The sequence below is a fragment of the Wolbachia endosymbiont of Rhagoletis cerasi genome (genome assembly GCF_018454475.1).
In the GTDB taxonomy this organism is placed as follows: Bacteria; Pseudomonadota; Alphaproteobacteria; order Rickettsiales; family Anaplasmataceae; genus Wolbachia; species Wolbachia pipientis.
Genome location: NZ_JADCNC010000015.1, coordinates 14,350 through 37,521, shown reverse-complemented (window position 1 = coordinate 37,521; position 23,172 = coordinate 14,350). Strand labels below are relative to the sequence as shown.

Annotated in this window: 20 protein-coding genes, 2 tRNA genes and 2 pseudogenes; 10 read left to right on the top strand and 14 right to left on the bottom strand. The window is 35.0% G+C overall.

Translation table 11 applies throughout. From position 1 onward, the window contains the following. Nucleotides 1-400: 400 nt before the first annotated feature. The 3 genes from INQ25_RS05700 to INQ25_RS05690 all read left to right on the top strand — a co-directional run bounded on the left by INQ25_RS05700 (nt 401) and on the right by INQ25_RS05690 (nt 2,922). Nucleotides 401-1,588, top strand: a complete 1,188-nt coding sequence (locus INQ25_RS05700; RefSeq protein WP_213863275.1) for a phosphoglycerate kinase — start codon at nt 401-403, stop codon at nt 1,586-1,588. Between the two features lie 58 nt (nt 1,589-1,646). After that, nucleotides 1,647-2,474: an EndoU domain-containing protein gene (locus INQ25_RS05695; RefSeq protein ID WP_246484108.1), complete on the top strand. Its 828-nt coding sequence runs from the start codon at nt 1,647-1,649 to the stop codon at nt 2,472-2,474. 97 nt (nt 2,475-2,571) lie between these two features. Further along, nucleotides 2,572-2,922 carry a diacylglycerol kinase gene (locus INQ25_RS05690; protein WP_151807638.1) on the top strand — a complete coding sequence of 117 codons (351 nt, stop codon included), beginning with the start codon at nt 2,572-2,574 and terminating at the stop codon, nt 2,920-2,922. An 11-nt stretch (nt 2,923-2,933) separates the two neighbouring features. Here the strand turns inward: INQ25_RS05690 and INQ25_RS05685 are convergent, their stop codons facing one another. The 5 genes and pseudogenes from INQ25_RS05685 to INQ25_RS05665 form a co-directional block, all read right to left on the bottom strand. Then, complete coding sequence (locus tag INQ25_RS05685; protein WP_213863277.1) at nt 2,934-3,896, bottom strand: RluA family pseudouridine synthase; 963 nt, start codon at nt 3,894-3,896, stop codon at nt 2,934-2,936. Next, entirely contained in the window at nt 3,887-5,584 is a 1,698-nt protein-coding gene (locus tag INQ25_RS05680; RefSeq protein ID WP_213863273.1) for a hypothetical protein, read from the bottom strand. Before INQ25_RS05680 ends, INQ25_RS05685 begins: the two co-directional genes overlap by 10 nt. 61 nt (nt 5,585-5,645) lie before the next feature. Next, nucleotides 5,646-6,029, bottom strand: a pseudogene (locus INQ25_RS05675) (ComEC/Rec2 family competence protein); the annotation flags it as partial. A 9-nt stretch (nt 6,030-6,038) separates the two neighbouring features. Further along, a protein-coding gene (locus INQ25_RS05670; protein WP_213863272.1) for an IS630 family transposase occupies nt 6,039-7,050 on the bottom strand; the annotation gives its coding sequence in 2 pieces (ribosomal slippage) (nt 6,039-6,587 and nt 6,589-7,050; 1,011 coding nt in all). A 20-nt stretch (nt 7,051-7,070) separates the two neighbouring features. After that, nucleotides 7,071-8,915, bottom strand: coding sequence for a ComEC/Rec2 family competence protein (locus INQ25_RS05665; protein ID WP_246484110.1), 1,845 nt, complete (start codon nt 8,913-8,915; stop codon nt 7,071-7,073). A gap of 62 nt (nt 8,916-8,977) precedes the next feature. On the opposite strand from INQ25_RS05665, the gene INQ25_RS05660 reads away from it, so the two are divergent. Next, nucleotides 8,978-9,054 (top strand) — tRNA-Met (locus tag INQ25_RS05660). Nucleotides 9,055-9,661: 607 nt separating this feature from the next. Here INQ25_RS05660 and INQ25_RS05655 read toward each other — a convergent pair. Continuing rightward, a complete protein-coding gene (locus INQ25_RS05655; protein ID WP_213863271.1) occupies nt 9,662-10,693 on the bottom strand; it encodes a DNA-methyltransferase in 1,032 nt (343 codons plus the stop codon). 55 nt (nt 10,694-10,748) lie between these two features. Here INQ25_RS05655 and INQ25_RS05650 point away from each other — a divergent pair, with 55 nt between their 5' ends. Continuing rightward, entirely contained in the window at nt 10,749-11,468 is a 720-nt protein-coding gene (locus INQ25_RS05650) for a helix-turn-helix domain-containing protein (RefSeq protein ID WP_213863270.1), read from the top strand. Between the two features lie 417 nt (nt 11,469-11,885). Here the strand turns inward: INQ25_RS05650 and pdxH are convergent, their stop codons facing one another. Together pdxH and mutM are read right to left on the bottom strand one after the other, a co-directional pair. Next, nucleotides 11,886-12,479: a pyridoxamine 5'-phosphate oxidase gene (pdxH, locus tag INQ25_RS05645; protein ID WP_022626142.1), complete on the bottom strand. Its 594-nt coding sequence runs from the start codon at nt 12,477-12,479 to the stop codon at nt 11,886-11,888. Nucleotides 12,480-12,495: 16 nt separating this feature from the next. Next, on the bottom strand, nt 12,496-13,311 hold the full coding sequence (mutM, locus tag INQ25_RS05640) for a bifunctional DNA-formamidopyrimidine glycosylase/DNA-(apurinic or apyrimidinic site) lyase (protein WP_010963068.1): 816 nt from the start codon (nt 13,309-13,311) through the stop codon (nt 12,496-12,498). Nucleotides 13,312-13,558: 247 nt separating this feature from the next. On the opposite strand from mutM, the gene INQ25_RS05630 reads away from it, so the two are divergent. Next, nucleotides 13,559-13,631, top strand: a tRNA-Thr gene (locus INQ25_RS05630). Between the two features lie 53 nt (nt 13,632-13,684). Here the strand turns inward: INQ25_RS05630 and INQ25_RS05625 are convergent. The 4 genes from INQ25_RS05625 to INQ25_RS05615 all read right to left on the bottom strand — a co-directional run bounded on the left by INQ25_RS05625 (nt 13,685) and on the right by INQ25_RS05615 (nt 16,175). Continuing rightward, complete coding sequence (locus INQ25_RS05625; RefSeq protein ID WP_213863269.1) at nt 13,685-15,211, bottom strand: acyl-CoA carboxylase subunit beta; 1,527 nt, start codon at nt 15,209-15,211, stop codon at nt 13,685-13,687. A 107-nt stretch (nt 15,212-15,318) separates the two neighbouring features. Beyond that, a complete protein-coding gene (locus INQ25_RS06525) occupies nt 15,319-15,621 on the bottom strand; it encodes a hypothetical protein (protein ID WP_231115838.1) in 303 nt (100 codons plus the stop codon). Between the two features lie 24 nt (nt 15,622-15,645). Then, complete coding sequence (locus INQ25_RS06520; RefSeq protein WP_227738564.1) at nt 15,646-16,002, bottom strand: hypothetical protein; 357 nt, start codon at nt 16,000-16,002, stop codon at nt 15,646-15,648. Between the two features lie 32 nt (nt 16,003-16,034). Beyond that, a complete protein-coding gene (locus INQ25_RS05615; RefSeq protein WP_167884945.1) occupies nt 16,035-16,175 on the bottom strand; it encodes a hypothetical protein in 141 nt (46 codons plus the stop codon). 148 nt (nt 16,176-16,323) lie between these two features. Between INQ25_RS05615 and INQ25_RS05610 the strand changes: the two are divergent. The 4 genes and pseudogenes from INQ25_RS05610 to ligA all read left to right on the top strand — a co-directional run. Then, a pseudogene (locus INQ25_RS05610) lies at nt 16,324-16,611 on the top strand (IS4-like element ISWosp8 family transposase); the annotation flags it as partial. Between the two features lie 82 nt (nt 16,612-16,693). Further along, nucleotides 16,694-17,705, top strand: a protein-coding gene (locus INQ25_RS05605; RefSeq protein WP_094745768.1) for an IS630 family transposase whose coding sequence is annotated in 2 segments (ribosomal slippage) — nt 16,694-17,155 and nt 17,157-17,705 — 1,011 coding nt in all. Because the reading frame shifts where the segments join, the coding sequence is not laid out codon by codon here. 64 nt (nt 17,706-17,769) lie between these two features. Further along, nucleotides 17,770-18,252, top strand: a complete 483-nt coding sequence (locus tag INQ25_RS05600; RefSeq protein WP_213863268.1) for a hypothetical protein — start codon at nt 17,770-17,772, stop codon at nt 18,250-18,252. 172 nt (nt 18,253-18,424) lie between these two features. After that, complete coding sequence (ligA, locus tag INQ25_RS05595) at nt 18,425-20,332, top strand: NAD-dependent DNA ligase LigA (protein ID WP_174515770.1); 1,908 nt, start codon at nt 18,425-18,427, stop codon at nt 20,330-20,332. Between the two features lie 251 nt (nt 20,333-20,583). On the opposite strand, the gene wmk is transcribed toward ligA, so the two are convergent. Beyond that, the gene (wmk, locus tag INQ25_RS05590; RefSeq protein WP_213863267.1) at nt 20,584-21,582 is read right to left on the bottom strand and encodes a WO male-killing family protein Wmk; all 999 of its coding nucleotides are present in this window, start codon (nt 21,580-21,582) and stop codon (nt 20,584-20,586) included. Nucleotides 21,583-21,752: 170 nt separating this feature from the next. Then, complete coding sequence (locus tag INQ25_RS05585; protein WP_213863266.1) at nt 21,753-23,075, bottom strand: hypothetical protein; 1,323 nt, start codon at nt 23,073-23,075, stop codon at nt 21,753-21,755. Between the last annotated feature and the right edge of the window lie 97 nt (nt 23,076-23,172).

Below are 23,172 nucleotides of genomic sequence, written 5' to 3'. Positions count from 1 at the left end.
AAAATAGCTGTTTTACGTTAAAATACAATGTTTTGATGATTATGGAAAGGCTGGATTCCAGTGTCAAGCACTGGAATGACACCATAGGGGCACTGCCATCATAAAGGAACCAGTGTCAGCTACTTAAATGACATCATAGGGGTGCTGGGATGACACCCTGACAATCGTCATCCCGCTACTTGTTAGCTGCTAAGAGATACCGCGGCGATATATTCGTCATCCCGCTACGTGTTAGCGGGATCTCTTGTTAGCGCCGCAGCGGTATGACGGTTCGCAGCGGCATGACGATAAGGTTCCAGTGTCAAGCGTTTGGCATGCAAATTTCCTTAAACGTTCGTAAGCTTAAAACTTTACTTTAGATCAAACTGCTGTATAGTGACTTTATAGCTTCAATTTTGTAATGAACATACCTAGTATAGAAAATTGTGATCTTCACAATAAAGCCGTCTTACTTAGAGTTGACTTCAATGTTCCTATAAAAGATGGAGAAATTCGTGATGTCACTCGTATTTTGAGAGCATTGCCTACTATTCAGTATTTAGTGAATGCGAGTGCAAAGATTATTATTATATCGCATTTTGGACGCCCAAAGGCTAGAGACAATAATCTGTCGCTAAAAAATATAATTGACACTTTATCACAGTTACTAAATAAAAAAGTGAAATTCATTGATGATTGCGTTGGTGAAAAAGTGCAAAAAGCAGTGAGTGCTATGGATGCAGGAGATATAATATTACTGGAGAATCTAAGATTTTATGAAGGTGAAAAGGAGAATGATGCAAACTTTGCCAGACAATTAGCATCTCTGGCGGATACATATGTCAATGATGCATTTTCTTGCTCTCACAGAGCTCACGCTTCTATTTCACGCATTACAGAGTTTTTACCTTCCTACGCGGGATTTTGCTTACAAGATGAGCTAAAGTGTCTTGAAAAAGCTGTATCGTTTAAAGCTAAACCTATTACTGCGATAGTTGGGGGAGCTAAAATATCAACTAAAATAAAAGTGCTTATGAAGCTAACAGAAAAGGTTGATTACCTAGTTCTAGGTGGTGCAATAGCCAATAATTTTTTGTCATTTAGCAAAGTAAATATAGGGAAATCTTTCTTTCAAAATGGTGTTGACGACCTTCTACATAATATTGTTGAAACAGCAAATAAAAACAATTGCAAAATAGTTGTGCCAGAAGACGTTCTGGTTGCAGTAAACTCTGATTACAGCACTAGTATTTCAAGAAAAACTGAGTCCATTTTGGACGGTGATATAATTTTGGATATCGGATCACAAACTTTGAGTACAATAAACAGTATAATAGCGAGCAGTAAGACTCTGCTGTGGAATGGACCTATTGGTGTTTTTGAACATTCAGCTTTTGCAAATGGTACAATAGGGGTAATGAAAGTCGTAAGTGACTTAACGCACAAAGGAAAGTTAACCAGCATAATAGGGGGAGGTGATAGTCTATCTGCAATAAGCGCTGCAGGCCTTACCGATAAGGATTTTACATGTGTTTCCACTGGTGGAGGAGCGTTTTTAAGTTGGCTGGGTGGTGACGAAATGCCAGGAGTTGCTGCTCTGCAAAAATGATTAGATTAAAACTTTTTTAAATTGTTTCTTGTAAGCTAGCTTTTTTGTGAACGTGATTATGTCGAAGACAGTTAAACTAATTTTGTGTTTAATAATACCAATAATAGGGTTTATTTTTTATATTATGGATCATTATTTTCACACCGGCTATGTAGAAGAAAATGTTGAGGTCAATTTTGAACCATTTTTCAGTTCACAACCAGGTTATATACCACCGTTTCCAGAATTAACTGACTTCGATAGAGGAGTGTTGAAAGTTTGTGGAGATTGGGGAGCACATCCAGATAAAGAAGATTTCAAAATTTTACTTAGTTGTCCGCAGCATCAAGAAGTAGTGAAAGGAATATATGATGAGCTTGATCATCAAATTGTCACACCAGATGCGGATTTGGAGTTATTTAAAGATGAGCTGGCTAACATTTGGTTTACAAATAGTGGAAGTGAAAAAGAAACTGTAGGGTTTGGACATATTTTTTGTGGTGAGCCAAACGATAAATTAGGTGGCATGCATTTTGTAGGTAGATATGTTGAAGCTCAAGAAGATAAATGGGCAGGTGCAATTTGGAATGATAAGTCCCTATGCAATAAATCAGATATTAAGCCGCCAGTTTATACATTTGGAATGAAATATTTAGGTAAGGATGGGGAAGTGAAAGTTAAATGCCCAAATGGATACGCATATAACCTTCATGCTGATGATATTTTAATTTCTGCAACTAAGGCGTTTAAGGAATTAGGAAAGGATGGAATGTGCCTGTATAAAATGGAAGATGACGATTATCAATCAGTGTTTGTAAGAAAGAATGATGCTATACTCACGTTCTATCCCGACTTAACACCAAAATGTGATGATAAGAGTACTTATTGTAGTTGCAGTAAATCTTAATTTCAAAACCAATAGGGTGAACAAATGATAAAAATGTTATAGGGTGTAGCAAATCCAAATGAGTTAAAATTTTGATTAAAGGGTTTTGTGAATAATAATGAAGAAGGGCATTATTCGTCTAATAAAAGCAATTCAATACTCTTGTGAAGGAATAAAATCAGCTTTTATATCAGAAATTGCGTTCAGACAGGAGTTACTGCTTTTTATAGTATGTGTCTCAATTTTGTTTGTTTTGGATGTAAGTAATCTAGAACGTGCAGTAATGATAAGCAGCCTATTCCTGGTGTTAATTGTGGAAATTGTTAACACTGCTTTTGAAACGACAATTGAGCGTATTTCCAGTGAACAACACATACTTTCAAAAAAGGTGAAAGATCTAGGTAGTGCAGCAGTTTTTCTTTCATTAATTAACTTCCTGATAACATGGATGATAATATTGACAGGTTAATACGAATGTTATTAAGATATGTTGTCAAACTCACCAATTAAAGTTTTTATATCTTGCGGTAAATCAGAGACAAATTCCATGTATCCCTTACTTTTGGGGTGATATAAGCCCAGTGTATAAGCATGTAGTGCTTGTCTATTGAAATTACGAATAAAACTAGAGTTTTTAGCATATTTTGTGCTTTTACTACTATTTTTCCCATAAACTTGGTCACCAACTATGGAATGTCCTATGTGGCTCATGTGGACTCGAATTTGGTGTGTTCTGCCTGTCTCTAAAGTGCATTTAACGAGGCTTACTTGTCCTATAACTTTTTGCACTAAATAGTGAGTGATTGCTAATTTGCCCGTTGTTTTTGTAACACACATCATTTCTTTATTACCACGCTTTGGAGCAATGTTAGTTTCTATAGTTCCCTGCTGGGAAGATAATGTTCCCCAAACTACTGCTAAGTATTCCCGCTTTATTTTACGATTTGATAACAATTCAGACAAAAAACCATGGGCTTCCTCATTTTTTGCAATTACCATTAGCCCACTGGTATCTTTATCGAGTCTATGAACAATTCCTGGTCTTACATGGGTATATGGGATTTTACCAAGGTGAGCGATAACTGCGTTCAAAAGCGTATCATTGTTTGTCCCAGCACCTGGGTGCACTGTTAATCCACTTTGTTTACTCAGAACTATAATGTCCTCATCTTCATAGACGATATCAAGTTTTATGTCATAATTAGGCTCAATTGATGTGGATATGTCAGGTTGAACGAGATGTACTATATACTCTTCACCTGGTTTTACTATGTGATCATTATTAATTATCGGTATGCCAAGTAATTTCACCTGCTCATTTTGTATCAATCTTTGCGCTTTGCTGCGTGATATGTTGCATTTTTCAGCTATATAGGTGTCTAACCTTAATTTCTCTTTATCATTATTAACACTTAAGGTTATTATTGAGTGATCTATAGTGATTTACCCCGCGCCATTTCCCATGCTGCTTGAACATTTGGGTCTGTAAACATTGTTGCACTAGACTCAATTTGCAGATCACCTTGTTTTTTAATATGGCAAATTGTTTGAGAGCCATCTTTCCAGTAGATTGTAACTTTATTATCAAAATCTCGTAATGTTGCCTCAACCTTTTTTTCTTTATTATCTTTTTCTTCCAGCTTAATAGATTCTAATAAATAATATAGAAAGTCACTTGGTTTGCCGTTGATTTTTTCTTTCCATTCATCTGTTTTTTCTTGTTCAGATTTTTTTTGCTCTAACTTTTCCTTCTTTTGCTGCAGCTTATTTTGTTCTGCTTCCAGCTCTAACTTTCTAACTGTGTCACGTAGTTCTTTGACTTTATTTTCTAATACTAATAATTTATTAGTATTATTTCCATTGTTAGCTTCTAAATCAGGCGTACTTGGTTGAGCTTGCTTCTTTTTTATTTCTTCTAATTCATTCCTTACTACGTTTAATTGCTTCTTCAATTCCGTTTTTTCCTTTTCTGTATCCTCTTTTAACTTTTTTAGCATGCTAAGGAACTCGTTATTATTAGACTGCGTAGTTGATTGAAGCCAGCCTACAAAGCGGCTTGGTTCAAATCGTTCAATTTTATCTTCAGCAATTTTAATAGCATTCTCTAACCTAGAAAAAGTACCTTCAATATCTAGTGAATGTGCTTTTTTTGTCAATTCTTTAGTGTTGTTTAAAACTTCTGAAATTTCTGCATGTAGCCAATCTAAATCTTTTTTGATGTCTTCTCTGATTTTTTTTAGGTGATCAAGCGTTTCTTTAATGTTAATATTTGCAGGCTTTAAAAGACTATTATCAAGTAAATCGCAAGCTTTTTTAAGGTTACTGTCAAATGAGTTGCAAAGCGGACTAAGTAGTTTTTTCATTAGAGATATTAGTTCATTTTCCCTTTTACCAAGCTTATTTTCTACTACTGATACAACCATGCCCTTTCCAGACCAGTATGGAAATAGAAGACCTAAAGAACTGTGTTTTCTAATAGTATGATTTTCATGATCCACGCTATTACTTATTAGATTGCTAAGTGTTGATATGATGCATAAAAGAATAGCGACTAATAAAGCTATTAATATTATTGGAGCATTAATGGATTGTGATATTGCTGAAACTACTATAATAGTACCAAATACATATGATCCAGTAAACAAGAGAATCCTATTTCTATTTTCTGCTTCTATATCTTCTAGTATTTCTCTCTGCGTCTTAGAAATTGGTAAAACTATTGAAAGCTTTTCCCCCTTTTTATCTAAATTTGTTACAATTTCAATTTTTTTAGCTTCTTGAGCAATCTGGCTGTACTGTTCATCAACTTGATAGTTTCCTATTTTTTTATCTATTTCATTCTCTTTTATTTTTTGTGTATTTATAAAGTTTATAACAGCAGTAAATAAGAGAACTATAAGAGGAATAAAGGCAAGAGGTGCTGGCGTGAACGCAAACCCAGCAATACTTACTGTAACAGGCTGAATAGAAAAGGCAGTAAATGCTATAAGAGTAGCAATGGTACTTGCTATCGATATAGTACCAGAATACTTTCTTATAGAGCTCAAAATTCTACTGGGCTGGTCAGAAAGTTTTCTAAATCCTAAAAAATCAAAATAGTCTTTGAAAGGATCTTTAGTGTCTGTAACCATAACATTTTTCTAATTTAAACTTATTTAGGTATACATTAACCAAACCTTAAAATCAAGTTTCTTAATTTTTCAACATGTGCCAAGGCCTATTGGAGCGCACTGTATTAATCTTTACGTAACGATTTGTTAACCAAACAGAATGTGTGCCATACGTTTCTAGATCAGCATGTTTAATAATTTTAGTGTTGCAAGCTGAATAGTCAAACTCACTTAATTGAATTGTTAAATCAACTTTATCACAATTTTCTGAAATATCTTCTTTTTTATAAGCTAGCAGCACTAATTTATTATTTCCTTTATTATATATGCAGCCATAATCGTTACACTTTAGCCTTTTATCTGAGTTATTGTATTTTTTATGATTCAAAATTTGGTTCTGCCCATTTTGCTTCGCCCATGTTTTGACAACAAAGTTCCTATTTTTCCTGGTGAGAGAATATAGTAATACCAACTCTCATTGTTGGCCAGTCAAATAGGAGACATTGCAGAGTTGTTTAATTGTGGAGCTGGCAAGAGAAGTAATAAATTTGCACAAAGCACCCTCAAGCAGAGCAATTGTATCGTATATTTTATTGCGCAAAATGTTCTGTTTTATATATAACCAAAGCCTCTCAACAGGATTTAGCTCAGGTGAGTACGGAGGTAGGTATATAATATCGATATTTTTAGGTACCTTTAAATTTTTTGACCTATGCCAACTAGCACAATCCATAACAAGAAAAGCCTCTCGTGTTTCTAGATATTGCGACATCTGCTCAAGAAATATGTTCATGCAATCAGTGTTGACATTTGGTGCAAATAAGCTAGAACTCTCTCCATTTCTAGGATTAACCGCACTATAGAGATAGAAATTTTGCCTACCTAATTTTGTTTTAACCTGTGTTCTAATCCCCTTTTTAAACCACCCATGTCCAACCTTTGAATGTGTGCCAAACCGTGATTCATCAAAGAAAAATAGCTCTTTTTCTGGATACTTGCTAATAGCTCCATTGAGATTTTTTTTTGAATTCCTCTTGTTTGCTTTTATCTTGTCCATTATGAACTGGTCTTGGTGTAATATATGAGAATTTCATCTTTTGCATATAGCGGTGTACTGTAGATTTGCTGATATTTAATCTGAACTTTTCCTGGATTCTTATTCTCATTTCTTTAATGGTAATATTAGGATTTTCTTCTATCCACTCTTCAATTTGCTGTAGTTGAACCTGATTTAATTTAGTTTTTCTACGGCGTTGTGGAGAAGCAAACAGTTTTTCTTCTCTGCCAAATTTCAAGAGTTTTACCCACGAAGTTAGTGCGCTTCTTGAAATGCAATATATTTTTGCTACAGCCGTTATACTGTACTTTTTTGCTGCAATTACAGCATTTAGTTTTTTTGAAACATATGCATTATTCCTTACTTTCTTCAGCATTTCTTTTGCTGATTCTACTACTTTTTCATCCAATAATTTTGATCTTAATGCCATTTATACCTCAACTATTTTACTTACTTCATTATGGCTTTTCTTCCATCTTTGTCCATCTGTTTGCCGTGTAATGGGAATTGGTATAAGTTATCACTTTCTTTTACAGTAACATTATCAGCATTTATTAGGATGTCGGGGGTTTTATATGCAGCGCTAAAGCAAATACCTAGTACAATAAAAAAAAATCCCAAAAAACGCCAATTTCTTTCCCACAAGCACAGCCACAATAACCCAAATGTTATTATAATAATTGATGAGGCAGGAAAAGTGCGAATGGGAATAACCAAATACTGAAGACTAGCGATTGCATTTGTTATATACAAGATACTGTCAATTGGGCGCTCTATAAATGGCGCTATAATCCATTCAATACCTAAAGGAATCAATAAGACATAAATTATTCCAAGTGGAATAATAATTAATGTAACTATTGGTATAGCAACTAAATTTGTGATAATGCCACTAATTGAAAAATAATTAAAATTATATATCGTATACGGAACAGTTGCTAAACTTGCTATTACTGAGCTGATCATTATCGACACAAAATATTTCATTATTTTTATTTTGAATAATTTGTTGGCATTGATCTGATAACTGGCAACCAGTGCCAAAACAGCAGAAAATGACATCTGAAAGCCTGGCTTTAAAATTGCTTCTGGTTCTATGATAAGTATCACTGAAGCGGCAAACGCAATTGCTATTAACCCTCGATATTTTCTCCCTATCATTATTGCAACGAGTACTAAAATCACCATGATGTAGGCACGCTGAGCAGAAATTTGCATACCGGTAATCAACAAATAAAACGTGGTTGGCAAGATAGTAAGGAATGCAGATATTTTCTTGGTGTTATACTTAAGAGTCAAAGTTTCAGATATTGCGAATAAATTACGAAACACTACAAAAAACAGACCAGCAACGAATGATAAATGCAAACCAGATATGGCAAACAAATGTGCTATACCTGAATCTCGTATCGCGTCCATAGTTTTTTGATCTATGCCATCTTTTTTACCGATCAGTAATGCAGAGATTATATCCGCATGTGGTTTCTTGATATTTTGCTGCAGGTTTTCATAAATGTATTGACGGAAAGATTCTATATATTCTTGAAATTTCCTTGCTTCAGCCTTTTTGTGCAGGGCTATTTTGCTTGTTGCAAAGCCTGTTGCACTTATTTTCTGGTAATATGCTATTCTTGCAAAATCGTATGCATACTCCGAGGGCGCAATCTTTAGAGGGAAGAGTTTTGCTGATAATTTTACTTGATCGCCTATTTTAATGCCTTTTTCCACTTTGGTTCTAACTGATATTCTGATGTTATCTAGAGCTCTATCCGGTGTCATTCCAGCGCGTGACGCTGGAATCCATATCTTTTTTTTCTGGATCCCAGTATCAAGTACTGGGATGACAAAAGGGGGCGCTGGGATGACAGGAGAGGATTTTGAGATAGTAGGGGATTTTTCAACAGAAAGCAGAAATTGTTTATATGAGCCCCTGTCGTTAATATCCTTCACTGTGGCAACGATATCTTTTACATATCTCTCTTTATCAAGAATTTGAGTATCAACTAAAGCTGTTCTTAATTTACTAGCTGTAAATCCTATGAGCACTGCAATTAAAGCGATACACAATATCGCGTACCTTTTATACAATATTGCAATCAAAATTAGTGTGGGTAAAAGCAAAAGAAAAATAGATATGCAGCTTGGTTCAAAACTTAGGGAAAAATAGGTTAGAATTCCTACACACTGAAAAACAGGAAACCACAGTATCAAGTTATATTGTTCATTGCGCAGATTGTTACGTATATAACTAACTATTATGTCAAGAAAAGTTAATAAGTGTGTCGATATTTGCATGTGGTGAAATTTTATTTTTCTTTTTTCATTATTTGTATATATAATAACTAAATAAGCAACGACGCGGGATGGAGCAGCTCGGTAGCTCGTCAGGCTCATAACCTGAAGGCCGTAGGTTCAAATCCTACTCCCGCAACCATTTTCCAACTGTGCGAATATTGTGGTTTCGGGTAGAAACTACTTGACACCCTTCGCCAGCCCCCTTATCATGAAACTGAAGCTATATTATTTAACTTCCCAATCTGTGCAAGTTAAAACGACAAGAAGACTTGTATTTGGCGTACTATTGTTTAATTTTTGCACTATGTGCATACTATGTCTTTATAAAAATTTTGGGTTTTTACCCACGTAAGCTGAAAAGCGCTTATAAAGCGTTTAAGACATCACCCAACGTCAAATTTTAAAATAAAGAGTGGAATAACTAGCCACTCCGGGGATTCTTTGTCTTTTTTTCTGCTTAGTAAATTTTTTAAACATTTAAACTAAGGTGAGTTGCATTTAAAAGCAGCTAAATTGCAGCGTTTAAGACTTAAAAAACGCCAATACTGAAAATAGATAGTAACCGGGGCTTCTTTTGCCTTTTTTTTATTTGGTAAATTTCTTAACATTTGTAGCTAACATGAACAAACATTTAAGAGTAACTTCTGCTAGTAACACTAATGTGGAAAGTGTTGAGGATAGGCAACAAAAATGCTTATATAAAAAATTATTGCTCAAAACGGGAAAACCATGAACAAAGAGCATAACTAAACTACTAATGACTGCTGAGTGAACTCAATATCCAATATAGACTGCTTAGTCTTTAATACAGGCTCTTTACCACGAATAATGCATTGATAAATAACTGCCAACTCTTTTTTTGAGCATTCTTTTTCTAAGAACCTAAAAGCAGATACAGCAAGATATTCTCTATTTTCTTCAAATGCTAACCAGTAGCGGTCTTCTTGCTCACATACAAAACCTGTTGTGTTAGAACCAGCAAAAATATCTAAAATAACGTCACCTGGTTGTGTTAGAAACCTAATAAAAAATTGAGGTAATTTAGCAGGGAATCGAGCTGGATGCTCTTTTACACCTAGTTCCTTACATGCAGCAAGATACTGGCTGTTAGACTCTGAATTGGGAATCTGCAAAAGATTTGATGGAATAGCTCCTCCATTATCTTTACCAAAGCTACTACCAATATTATGTCCTGATGGTCGTTCTTTTGGAGTATAATAAGCCTTTGGGTTCTCGATAAGTTTTTTCATGCGACCACTGTATTCCACTAGCACCTTTGTGACATCTGCTTTAGGCCACTCAGTTTTGCTGAACCACCATACTGTATTAACAGAATCTTTTGCTCTGATTTTTCTCTTATTTACCCATTCAATTGGACTTGGCAATTTAGAAGGGTTATACCAATAGAAATCTTCTGCAAGGAAGAAGCCTATATCATCACAGAAATGCATAAGCACTCTAAAATTATATAAACTTCTGGATGGCACGCCTTTTTCATAAGCTCCACCTAGATCAAGTACAAAACTGCCTGTATCTTTGAGTTTGCTATGTACTAATTTTGCAAATTGACCAAGCCAGGCAACATATTCGGCTTGGGATTCATTTCCGTATTCTTTTTTTCTTTGCAAAGCAAACGGTGGACTGGTTATTACAAGATCTAAGCTATTGTCTGGTAATTGCGGCAATAGGTTAAGAGAGTCTCCACAATATGCAGCTCCCCTATCTGTAGTATATGTAGGTTTATTATTAAATTTAAATTTTTCCAATATATGTACCATATGGAAGATACTTATAGTCTGTAGACTTATAATTGTCAACTATTATCTTACAAAGATGACAAAAATAAAAAAACAACCTCTGCGGTTACTTCTTTCCCAGAATATACGAAGAATAAGAAATATAAAAGAGCTTTCCCAAGAAACTCTTGCTGATTTATGTGAATTACACAGAACATATATAGGCTCCGTTGAACGTGGTGAGAGAAATATCTCTATAGATAATGTTGAGCGCATAGCAGATGCCCTTGGTGTTGAACCTACTGCACTTCTAGATCAGGATCAAGACAGAAAATGTCTGAAAGATATATTTCCTCATATACGGAAGTATCAAGAGTTTGCTGTTAAGCATGGTATAAATGATATCTTTCAGGACAACGGCGGAAAAATCCTACAAGTCTTATTACTAACTGGACTCACTATTCTTCCAGCACGCGAGGGAAATGATGCCATTGATGAGTATGGTAATGAATATGAGCTTAAATCAGTAAATGCTCTTCTTACAAAAAGCTTCTCTACTCATCATCATATGAATCCTACAATAATTGCAAAATACCGAAAGGTGGATTGGATATTTGCTATTTATGAAGGAATAGAGCTAAAAGAAATATATAAATTAACGCCGCAAGACCTTGAACCATATTATATTACATGGGAAAAGAAATGGCATGATACTGGTGGTACAGACATCAATAATCCCAAAATTCCTTTAAAATACGTCAGAGATAAAGGTAAGCTTCTTTATCATTGTGATGAAAGAGTATGTGACCGCCACTAACTTCCTCCATCCCAGGTTGATTTTAAATTGTCCGGAATGCTGAAAACCCTAACATTTAACTCTTTTTTTGATAAACTTGTTTATTTGCTGTTTATTAAAAATTTCACTTCAAAATTTAACCTCACCAAAAGTATAAGAAGCCTGTCCAATGAAAAATTCTTAACCTTCTATAGCTAACCCAAGAAAGGTTTCCTATGTCATACCGCCGCGGTATCTCAGCATAGATTCCGCTAACAAGTAGCGGAATGACGAATTTGTTGTTTTTCAAATTATCGGTAAACCTAAGTCACTTTAGCTATAAAATTATAAGTTATTGATATTTTTGCTCTTTTTTATCCTTAATCCAGAATTCGGATTAGTAGGGTGTCATCCAATTCTCAATGGTAAATTAAGAAGGGTCTGCAATAACGAATGTAGCTAGGGATATAATTGTTCCACTTTCCAATCGCTTCCCTCAACAAGGGTGTATCTAAATCTAATATGCTTCCTATATTCACCTTCTTGCCAAAATTCAATTACTTTTGGGATTACGCAAAATCCCACCCAAAAATCAGGACGAGAAACTTGTGTATTGTGAAATTCTTTTTCCTTCAATTTTATAGCTTGCTCAAAATCTTGCCAATCTTTCAGAATGCTCGATTGTTTTGAGCACCATGCGCTAATTTGACTACCCAGCGCTCGAGAAGAGAAGTATTTGTCAGTTCTTTCATCGTTTAGAAGTTTAACCTCTCCTTCAATTCGCACTTGCCTAGCAAATTCTATCCAATGAAACACTAACGCAGCTTTGGGGTTCTCAGTCAATTCTTTCCCTTTTTTACTGTTTACGTTAGTGAAAAACACAAAACCTTCTTTGCTATATTCCTTTAGTAATACCACTCTTGCAGATGGAATACAGTCTTTGCTACAAGTTGCTAGCGTCATTGCAGTTGGTTGTTCACACGGAGAATTAAGTACTGCTTTGTACCACTTTGAAAACAAATCAAATGGATCTTTTTCAAGTGAAAATATCATATCAAAAAATAAAATCTTAATTCTGGCACGCGTTGCAAAAATAAGTGCTACGGCCATTTTGTCGTATAAGTGTTATGATATTATTGCAAATCTTGCAAGGTTTTTGAACTTTACCATATACGTAAAAGTTATTTTGAAAGTATCCAGCAGATCCAGATGGCTGTGCATAATCTTTCAGTGTTGAACCACCTGCAGCAATTGCATCACTCAGAGTATTTTTTATTTCAGCAGCAAGTTTTTCGCACTCTCTATAGGTCAAGTTTTTTGCTGACCTGAGTGGTGATATACGGGCTCTAAACAAGCTCTCAGAAGCATATATGTTGCCTACGCCAACTATTGATTTATTGTCCATTAACGCTGATTTGATATTCACTTTTTTGTTTTTCAGCAACTCCTGTAAATAGTCTCCACTGAATTCATCCGTGAGGGGCTCTATTCCAAAATCGCTAAAAAAATCCGTTTCTTGTTCTTTATTTAAAACGATAACTAATCCAAATCTTCTTGGGTCATTAAAAATTATTGAAGTATTGTCAGAAAATAAAAATACCACGTGATCATGCTTATTCCGCATTTGATCGTGGTCAGCATATATAAGCTTTCCGCTCATGCCAAGATGTATGATTACAGCCACACTACCATCTGTATTCCAGATGGTATACTTACCTCTACGCTTGATGTTGCGTATGACTTTGCCCTTTAGCATATCATCAATATTTTTTGTTATTGGGGCACGTAAATTCCAATTATTCACTATAACATTACTGATTTGCTTGTTTTTAATTTTATCAAGCAAAAAATTAGAGATTACTTCCACTTCCGGTAGTTCTGGCATGATACCTCCTTCAAAACTTAAGTTTCTGATGGTAATTTTGTCGTTCTCAAATACATTCGAGTATTCTGCGGTGCTTTCTCCTAAAAATTCCTCACCACAAACGAGTTTTGAAAGGGTTCTCTGTCTACTCTGTTGCTGCTTTTTTCTTTTCAAAATATTTTGCTTTAAAGCTTTCGCTAATCTTTTTTTCTCCTCTTCTTTTTCCTTATTCTTTTTTGTGTTATTCATTATCATAATATATAAACTTGCCGTTGTAGCTCAGGTGGTAGAGTACGTCATTGGTAATGACGAGGTCCCAAGTTCGAGTCTTGGTAACGGCACACTGATTATACTTATAATATTGCATAACTTGTAAGCAAGGCTTAGAAGAAAGTTACAGAGGTAAGTTGTCATGCTTTTTCCATATCCTTTCTACCTTCTTGTTTTTGAGTAGCTCTAATGCTTTACAAAAGTGATACCTTGTTTTACTTGGCACTATAATGTCATCAATGTATCCATGTGATGCAGCAAAAAATGGATTAGCAAATTTTTCTTTATATTCTTTGATTAACGTTTGCTGATCTTTTTCATGTCGAAATATAATCTCAACTGCACTTTCAGGGCCCATCACAGCTATTTCAGCGGTTGGCCAGGCATAATTTATATCACCTTTTAGATGTTTCGAATTCATAACAATGTATGCACCACCATACGCTTTTCTAGTGATAAGGCTAATTTTCGGCACGGTCGCTTCAGCGTAAGCGTAAAGCAGTTTCGCTCCGTGTTGTATTATATTATTGTATTCTTGATTTGTACCCGGCAAAAACCCCGGAACATCAATAAGTGTGATAATGGGAATGCTAAATGCGTCACAAAACCTTACAAACCTCGCAGCTTTTCTTGAAGAATCAATATCCAAACATCCTGCAAGGTGCATAGGTTGATTTGCAACAATACCGACAGTGTTTCCTTCAATTCTACCAAAACCAGTTATGATATTACGAGCAAAATCAGGTTTCAGTTCAAAGAAATTCCTTCCATCACAAACTTTTTCAATGAGTTCATACATATCATAAGGAGTATTAGGATTGGTAGGAATTAGAGTGTTTAAGGATTCATCAATATCATTAACTGAATCACAGGTTGATTTAGGTTTCGGTGATTCTTGATTATTTGCTGGTAAGAAAGTAAAGAATTCACGCATTTTTAGCAGTATTTCAACATCATTATTGAATGCAAAATCCGCTACTCCTGTTTTGCTTGTATGAATTTTTGCTCCACCAAGGTCTTCGAAACTTACATCTTCGTAGGTAACCTTTTTTACTACATCTGGCCCGGTTATAAACATATATGAACTGTTTTTCACCATGAAAGTAAAGTCAGTTAATGCTGGGGAATAAACTGCACCTCCTGCACATGGGCCCATAATTAAAGAAATTTGTGGTATAACACCCGATGCATTTACGTTTCTTTGAAAAATTTCTCCATAACCAGCAAGAGAATTTACTCCTTCCTGAATTCTGGCTCCACCAGAATCATTTAGTCCGATAATTGGAACTCTGGCATTAATTGCCATATCCATAATTTTGCATATTTTTTTTGCATGTGACGCACCAAGTGAACCACCAAAGACAGTAAAATCCTGAGAATAAACAAAAACTTTTCTGCCATAAATAGTACCATGACCAATCACTACCCCATCACCTAAAAAATTAGCATTTTGCATGCCAAAATCATTTGCATGATGTTTTACGAATTTATCGTATTCTGCAAAAGAACTTTCATCGAGCAATATACTGAGCCTTTCTCTAGCAGTTAATTTCCCTTTTTCATGTTGTTTGGTAATCCTGTCAGAACCGCCTCCTTTTTCAGCTTCTAGTGCTTTGGTTTTTAGATTTTCTAGTATTTTAAAGTCTTGCATACAATAAAGTAGTTTTCAAATTAGTTGTAGACTTTATTAAGTTTACAAACCCTACTAACTATACACATACACTATTGCTATATGCAACAATGTATGTATGATAATTGTTAATGCTCTGGTGATTCATGGTCACTACTTTGAAAATGTTGCGATGTGTCAACACTTTTCATATTAGAAAGAGGTGGACTAACTGCACTGCTTTTTGTTTGTGCAAAACTTTTAGCAGCTTCAACAACCTTGCTTATACGAGGTTCTTTTTCTAGCTCTTTTAGGTACTTTGAGAAGATTTCACAACTTTTGTCATCCATATGTACCATTATTTTACCAAAACTTTCAGCTTTTTCAGAAGATAAAATCATTTCGATCTTTTCATCGCCTACCCTAAAGGTCATTTTTACTTTGCCTTGCATATCATGATATTGCCAGCTTTTTATTCAGATTAGATTATCTCCTTCTCCTATTCGCAATGCACCATATTCTAAGTCCTTAAATTCCGGGGAGTTCATAAATTTTGCAGGAGTGATCACACTTTTTTCTGGACACTGTACATAATAAAATTTATTATCTCTTTCTACTACAATTTCTTTTTTTTTGTCATTTTCAATACTATCACTTACAATTTGTTTTAGACGTGACAAATATTCGCCGCGTTCTTTCAGTATATCTTCTGGCAATAATCTCCGAACTTCTTGGCTCACATCAGTGCCTGTTGAAACTAGATTAAACATTTCTAACATAAGAGGCCGTAGTTTTTCTTTTCCAGTCTCAGTAACATTTTTATCTTGCTCCATGAGGTGGTATAAGATCAGTATCGAATAATCTATTATTGATGACTTTTTTCTCCTTGGAATACATCAACACTAAACATGACCTTGTGCTTTTTTGCATCGTCTATAGATTTTTGAAGTCTCTTTGCTATGTTTTCGATAGCTTCATCATTAGGTAAGTGTTCAGGCAATGGCATCAACTTAAGGAAAAATATCAGCGATAGTGTATAAAATTTCTCTCTAAATTTTTTATCATTAAATTATCCAAAGAGTGCAAGAAACAGCACTTTTGTTTCTATTTTATTGCAACAAAAAAGTTTAAAATGTGTCTTTTTTAGGTGAAACATGCAAAAAGGAAAAAACCTTATTCTACAAATTAAAAATGCAATATACTCGAAAACTTTTCAGAAAATCCATTGTGTTGAGTTTTACACGAACAAGAAAACTTCCTTTTTCGACAGTATTTTCTATGATTTTAAAGTTAGTTAAAAAAAGTTTGGGAATAGAATGTGAACTTATGGAGCCATTGACATGTACCCTCAAAGCAAGCTTTTTCTAAAGCAAGGTATAAGATTTGCCATACAGGCTTTCAAGAATTTAAGCATCCAAACAGCCTATCAGGATGAACCTGATACCAATTCCCATTACACGGCAAACAGATGGACAAAGATGGAAGAAAAGCCATAATGAAGTAAGTAAAATAGTTGAGGTATAAATGGCATTAAGATCAAAATTATTGGATGAAAAAGTAGTAGAATCAGCAAAAGAAATGCTGAAGAAAGTAAGGAATAATGCATATGTTTCAAAAAAACTAAATGCTGTAATTGCAGCAAAAAAGTACAGTATAACGGCTGTAGCAAAAATATATTGCATTTCAAGAAGCGCACTAACTTCGTGGGTAAAACTCTTGAAATTTGGCAGAGAAGAAAAACTGTTTGCTCCTCCACAACGCCGTAGAAAAACTAAATTAAATCAGGTTCAACTACAGCAAATTGAAGAGTGGATAGAAGAAAATCCTAATATTACCATTAAAGAAATGAGAATAAGAATCCAGGAAAAGTTCAGATTAAATATCAGCAAATCTACAGTACACCGCTATATGCAAAAGATGAAATTCTCATATATTACACCAAGACCAGTTCATAATGGACAAGATAAAAGCAAACAAGAGGAATTCAAAAAAAAATCTCAATGGAGCTATTAGCAAGTATCCAGAAAAAGAGCTATTTTTCTTTGATGAATCACGGTTTGGCACACATTCAAAGGTTGGACATGGGTGGTTTAAAAAGGGGATTAGAACACAGGTTAAAACAAAATTAGGTAGGCAAAATTTCTATCTCTATAGTGCGGTTAATCCTAGAAATGGAGAGAGTTCTAGCTTATTTGCACCAAATGTCAACACTGATTGCATGAACATATTTCTTGAGCAGATGTCGCAATATCTAGAAACACGAGAGGCTTTTCTTGTTATGGATTGTGCTAGTTGGCATAGGTCAAAAAATTTAAAGGTACCTAAAAATATCGATATTATATACCTACCTCCGTACTCACCTGAGCTAAATCCTGTTGAGAGGCTTTGGTTATATATAAAACAGAACATTTTGCGCAATAAAATATACGATACAATTGCTCTGCTTGAGGGTGCTTTGTGCAAATTTATTACTTCTCTTGCCAGCTCCACAATTAAACAACTCTGCAATGTCTCCTATTTGACTGGCCAACAATGAGAGTTGGTATAAGGGGCAAGAAGCTAAAATTTCAAACGATAAGCCAAAACCGCTCTCTGAAATTGTGGCACTAGAGCAGAAGACCTCTAAAGTAGAAAATGTCAAAAAAGATAAAAAAGGAATAAAAGAAAAAATAAAAAGCTTAAAAACGAAGAAAGCAAAACCCGTAGAAAAAGAGCTGAAAAAGGGCAACGTGTTCAAAAAAGGCTTCAAAAAGCTAAAAGGGAAAATAAAAAAATTAAACCCGATAAAGGTTAAGAAAAACAAGATAATCGGGAGCAAGAGACTAGCATTTTTACTAACATCTGCTACAATCGTGGCAATTTTACCAACATTCAGTTTAGCTCCCTTGCCAGCATTAGCCATAACTTCTGCATGTGTTTTCAGTATTAACTTTATCGCAGTCAAAACACTAAAGAAATTTATCAAACAACGCAAATTAGCAGCAGAATCTAAAGAAGAGTCAACTCTAGCTAAGCCAGAAGAAGAAATTCAAGATGTATCGATCGAATCAATAAAAGAAGAACCTAAACAAGTTTCCAAATAATAGACATCTATATTAAATACTTTCCTATTTTTATTTAAATATTATCTATTCAATATAAAAGTAGTGGCAATTTAAAGATTTTATTTGTAAAGTTCTAGCAAAACGAGTGCGCGAGTTAATAATTGATTCACGATTGACGCTGTATACTGAAACAGTGGTTGAAGTAAAAATTATGACTGAAAATACATTAAAACTACAAAAGGAAATAAAACGCCACAACGAGCTATACTATCGGAAAAACAAACCAGAAATCACTGATGCAGAGTATGATGAGTTGGTAAGAAAAGCAGGTATAAAGGTTGTAGGTGCTGCACCTGATGAAAGGTTTTCAGAAGTACAACATGTCGTGCCTATGCTCTCATTGGCTAACGCTTATGACAAAAAAGAAGTTGAAGAATTCCTTAGAAAACTTCTAAATGTACATGAACTGGAAATAGTTTGTGAGCTGAAAATAGACGGTTTAGCTTTCACTGCAATTTATGAAGATGGTGTGCTCATTAAAGCTGCAACGCGCGGTGATGGTTTTGTGGGAGAAGACATCACTCACAATATCTCAACCATAAAGGATTTTCCCCAAGTTTTACCTGACATAAAGGGTAGATTGGAAATCAGAGGGGAAGTCTATATCAGAAATGATGACTTTCTGAAGTTAAATAAGGATAATCAATTTTCAAATCCGCGCAACACAGCATCCGGTTCATTAAGACAACTAAATCCAGAAGTTACTGCTAGCAGACCACTGAAGTACTTTGCTTATTCTTTGATCGGCGGAACAGAAAGGACCCAATCTGAAGTATTGAATAAGCTGAAAAAGCTTAGATTCTGCGTAAATGAGCATCAGTGTTTAGCAAAAAACGTTGACGAAATCCTGGAGTTTTATAATAGAATATATGATAATCGCCATGAATTGGGTTATGATGTTGATGGAGTTGTCTTAAAGGTAAATAATTTAACATTACAAAATCGTCTCGGAAATACCAACAAAGCTCCTAGATGGGCCATAGCTCATAAATTTCCTGCAGCTCAAGGAAAAACTAAGATAGTTAAAATATTAATACAAGTAGGCAAAACGGGTAAATTGAATCCGGTTGCAAAAGTAATTCCAATAAATATAGGAGGGGTTCTCATTACAAGGGTAAATTTGCATAATAAGGATGAAATTGAGCGTAAAGATATAAAGGAAGGAGACGTAGTGGTAGTAGCTCGAGCTGGTGATGTTATTCCTAAGATTGTGGCAGTAGACAAAAACGCTCGTTCTCGAAGAGCACCAAAGTTTGTTTTTCCTGATATTTGCCCGGAATGTGGCAGTAGAGTTGATGACTGGGGAACTATAGCTATATGTTCTGGAGGAAATGATTGCCCAGCACAGCGAATAGGAAAGTTAAAACATTTTGTGGAAGTCCTTGACATTAAAGGTTTTGGCGGTAAACAAGTGGAGTTCTTTTATGACCTTGGTTTGATAAGGAAAATATCTGATATTTTTGCTCTCGAAAAAAAACTTAGAAAATTTAACTTAAGCGAGCTAAATGGATGGGCTGAGAAATCCGTATCTAATCTATTGAATTCTGTCAATAGTAGAAAAACCATAACCCTTGACAGATTTATATCTTCTCTAGGGATTCGATACGTCGGACCACATGTAGCAAAATTACTAGCAAAACATTATGGCTCATATGAAAATTGGTATTCTGCTGATGAAGAAGAATTAATGAGCATAATAGGCGTAGGCGAAGAGACCATAACTTCCTTGGAGGAATTTTTCTCTGATGAGGATAATGTTGAAATGGTAAAGAATCTTGCTTCTCAACTAAAGATTGAGCCTGTAAGTGCTAATGTTAGTAATTCCCCTCTTAGCGGTAAAATGGTGGTTTTTACTGGCAAGCTGTCAAGGGAGAGAAAGGAGATGCAAGCAGAAGCTGAATCCGTAGGTGCAAGAGTGAGTGACAAAATATCCAATAAGACGGATTGGTTGATTGCCGGTGAAAAACCTGGGTCAGCTAAATATAAAAAGGCTTTAGAACTGGGTGTGAAAATTTTAACTGAGGAAAAATTTAATAAATTAATCTTGGGAGAAGAATAAACCCTTCTCGATCAATTCTTGTATCTACTTTTTAAGAATGGCACCTACGATTTTATTTGTTAGGCCCTTTTGAGTATACCCTCGCATTGGCATATAATTTTCTACTTTTTGTGCTATTTTACACCTTGTAGTACACTTTGTGTTATTGTTAGCTTTTTTTGAAACCATACTTTATTTACAAAAACAACCACACATATTGTATCATAAAATTTTACCAAAGTCTATTATTTTTTTCCACGTATCCATAAGCTCTATATGAAATTCTTGCTATGGATGCCTATTTGGGTTTCAAGTTGCTCTGCAGTCAAGCTAGTTATTTGAGAAATATCATCAATAGAAACACCTAGTATAAGTAGATTATTCGCAACCTTGATTGACTCTACTTTATCAATCTTTTCTTTGTAAATTTGCCTTCTTTGGGATAAAAATTCTACCCATGTATCCAGTTCATCTCGTGATTCTTGATTGCTAATTTTTTTAGACTCTCTCACCCAACTTAATAGTTCTTTTTCTCCTTCACCATCTTCGTCTTCACAGCAGTCTTCTTCCTTTGATTTAAGCACCAGATCCTTAGCATCCACTGACAATTTTCTCGCTATTTCCCATAACCTTTCACCGAACATGGTGCTCCCTTGTTCATAGTAATGTACCTGTGGACCTCCTACACCAAGCTCTTTTGCTAATTCCTCTTGCGTACACCCTTGTATTATTCTCCACTTTTTCATCTCTTGTCTTTTGCTTCGACGCTTAGAACCTTTTTCCTCTTCATTATCATATTCATCAGTTGATAAGCCTGTTGCTCGGTAGATTATATCAGTAGCAAATCCTGCCTCCAGCATATTCTCCGCCATTCTTACTCTTGCTGCTTTTACATCACTTTCCTCTTCAGCTCGAATAGATTTGGTTAATGCATAAATCGCTTTACGTGATTCTCGCCCCCTTGTTTTTGTGTATTTTCCTATGAAATCGTACATCCATTGGATCTTACTTTTATCAAAACAACTGTTTTCTTTGAGTACTTTTTGTCTAGGAAGTAGATCACTCAAACTAACTGATAATGCATCTGCTATAACTTGTAATTCTTCATCTGGAATGCCACATATCCCTTGTTCATATCTTCGCAGCGTATGATAGTTTATACCTGTTTTATCTGCTAGATCTTTTAGGGTATATCCTCGCTTTAGCCTCCAGCTTCTTATTTTTTGCGCTATTTTGTATCTTATGGAGATAGTAGTAGTATGCTTTGCCATGCCGCAGCGGTTTCACAGAAATAAACATATATATCCTGTTAATAGGCTTTTTGCTATAACCTACTTTACTAAAAGATTAAATTTAGCTTAAGCGCTTTTATTTGTTGGAAGAGCTTGCAATTTTGTGGCTGCAGATAAAGAAGGGAAGCAAAACCTCCCTCCCTTATTGTTTAACGTTGCTTAAAGGTTTCTTTACTACCTCCACATGTCCTATCCACCCACAAAGACAATGCTTCACTTGAGCAATTATTACTAACTGCCTTTATTTCTTCTGTAACCTTCTCTTTACTCCATCTGCCATCCCTAACAAAACTTCCTTTTTCTACCGCTTCTTTGACCGTCATTCCCCCAAAAAGGCAACCTTTTCCTATTACTTCACCTCCTTTTTGTAGTTCAGACCACATTTCTGTATCTGCTACTCTGACCTGTACTTGATGGTCATTTTCTGCATTATGGTATACTTCAATTCTTAAGCCACCAATGCTTGTGGGAAATGTTATCTCAAAAGCACTATTGTCAGATATATCGGTGTAATTTCTTTCACCTCCTTTTCCACTTCTGACTTCAACTTCACTATTACCCATTTTTATAATATCACCTCCTAATTTTACCTCCCCTGTGGTTAGACCTAAATTTTTTGTACCTTCTAATACTCTTGCAACATTTACTTTGCTATTCTCAGAAAATTTCATAAAAAATGTTTTGTTATCTATTCCGACATCTTCTACGATCCCTTCATTTTCAATAGCACTTTCACCGACTTCTCTCAGTTCTTTAAGCCATTTATCTATCTGTGGACGAACCTCTTGATACAGTTTGTTATGAACTTCACTTATTCGCTTATCCTGCAATAGATCGTAACTGAACATTGCTCCACTTAGCATCAATTCACATATTATATCTTCCTTCTCATTTTCTTTGCATGGGATCGAAAGCATTTTCAATATTACTGCATCAGCAAAACTCGTCTGTCCTTCACTATATGCGTTTATCCTGATTCCAGCATGTAGTGCTTGATCTACAACTTTGTTCAGTTCACTTACACTTTTTACCTTTACCACTGCATTTTTAAACCATATCAATTCTGCATTTTCAATTGCACTCGGCTCTATCTTGTTTAAAGCTGGAATAAATGGATTTGAACTTTGACGATTTGAAGATTTTGTGTTATAAAATTCACGTCCTTCTCCAAAGTTGATTACGAGATCTCTAGGGGAAGGCACACTTTCAGGCTTCTGAGTCTTCTTATCGCCTGCAAAGACAGGCCACCAGTTACTAGTACGATCCATGGCATCAAATATTTCCGGTAATCTGCTAAGATCGTTCTTATTACCTGTTTCGTTTGTAAAGTTAGACCTCTGGTTTTTCTTGCCAGTACGCCTTATACCTTCAATAGCACTAGATAGTCCATTTGGTAACTTTTTAGAATCAATGATTAATTCATAAGTATTTCCATCTATATCATCAAATGATACTGTTTTTTTAGTAGTCATATAAGCCTCCTATATTAAGCATATTATCTAAGTCTATAGCGCAATTTATTGCTTTACTATTAACTTAATATACAAATTATAGAAAGATCTTGTATAG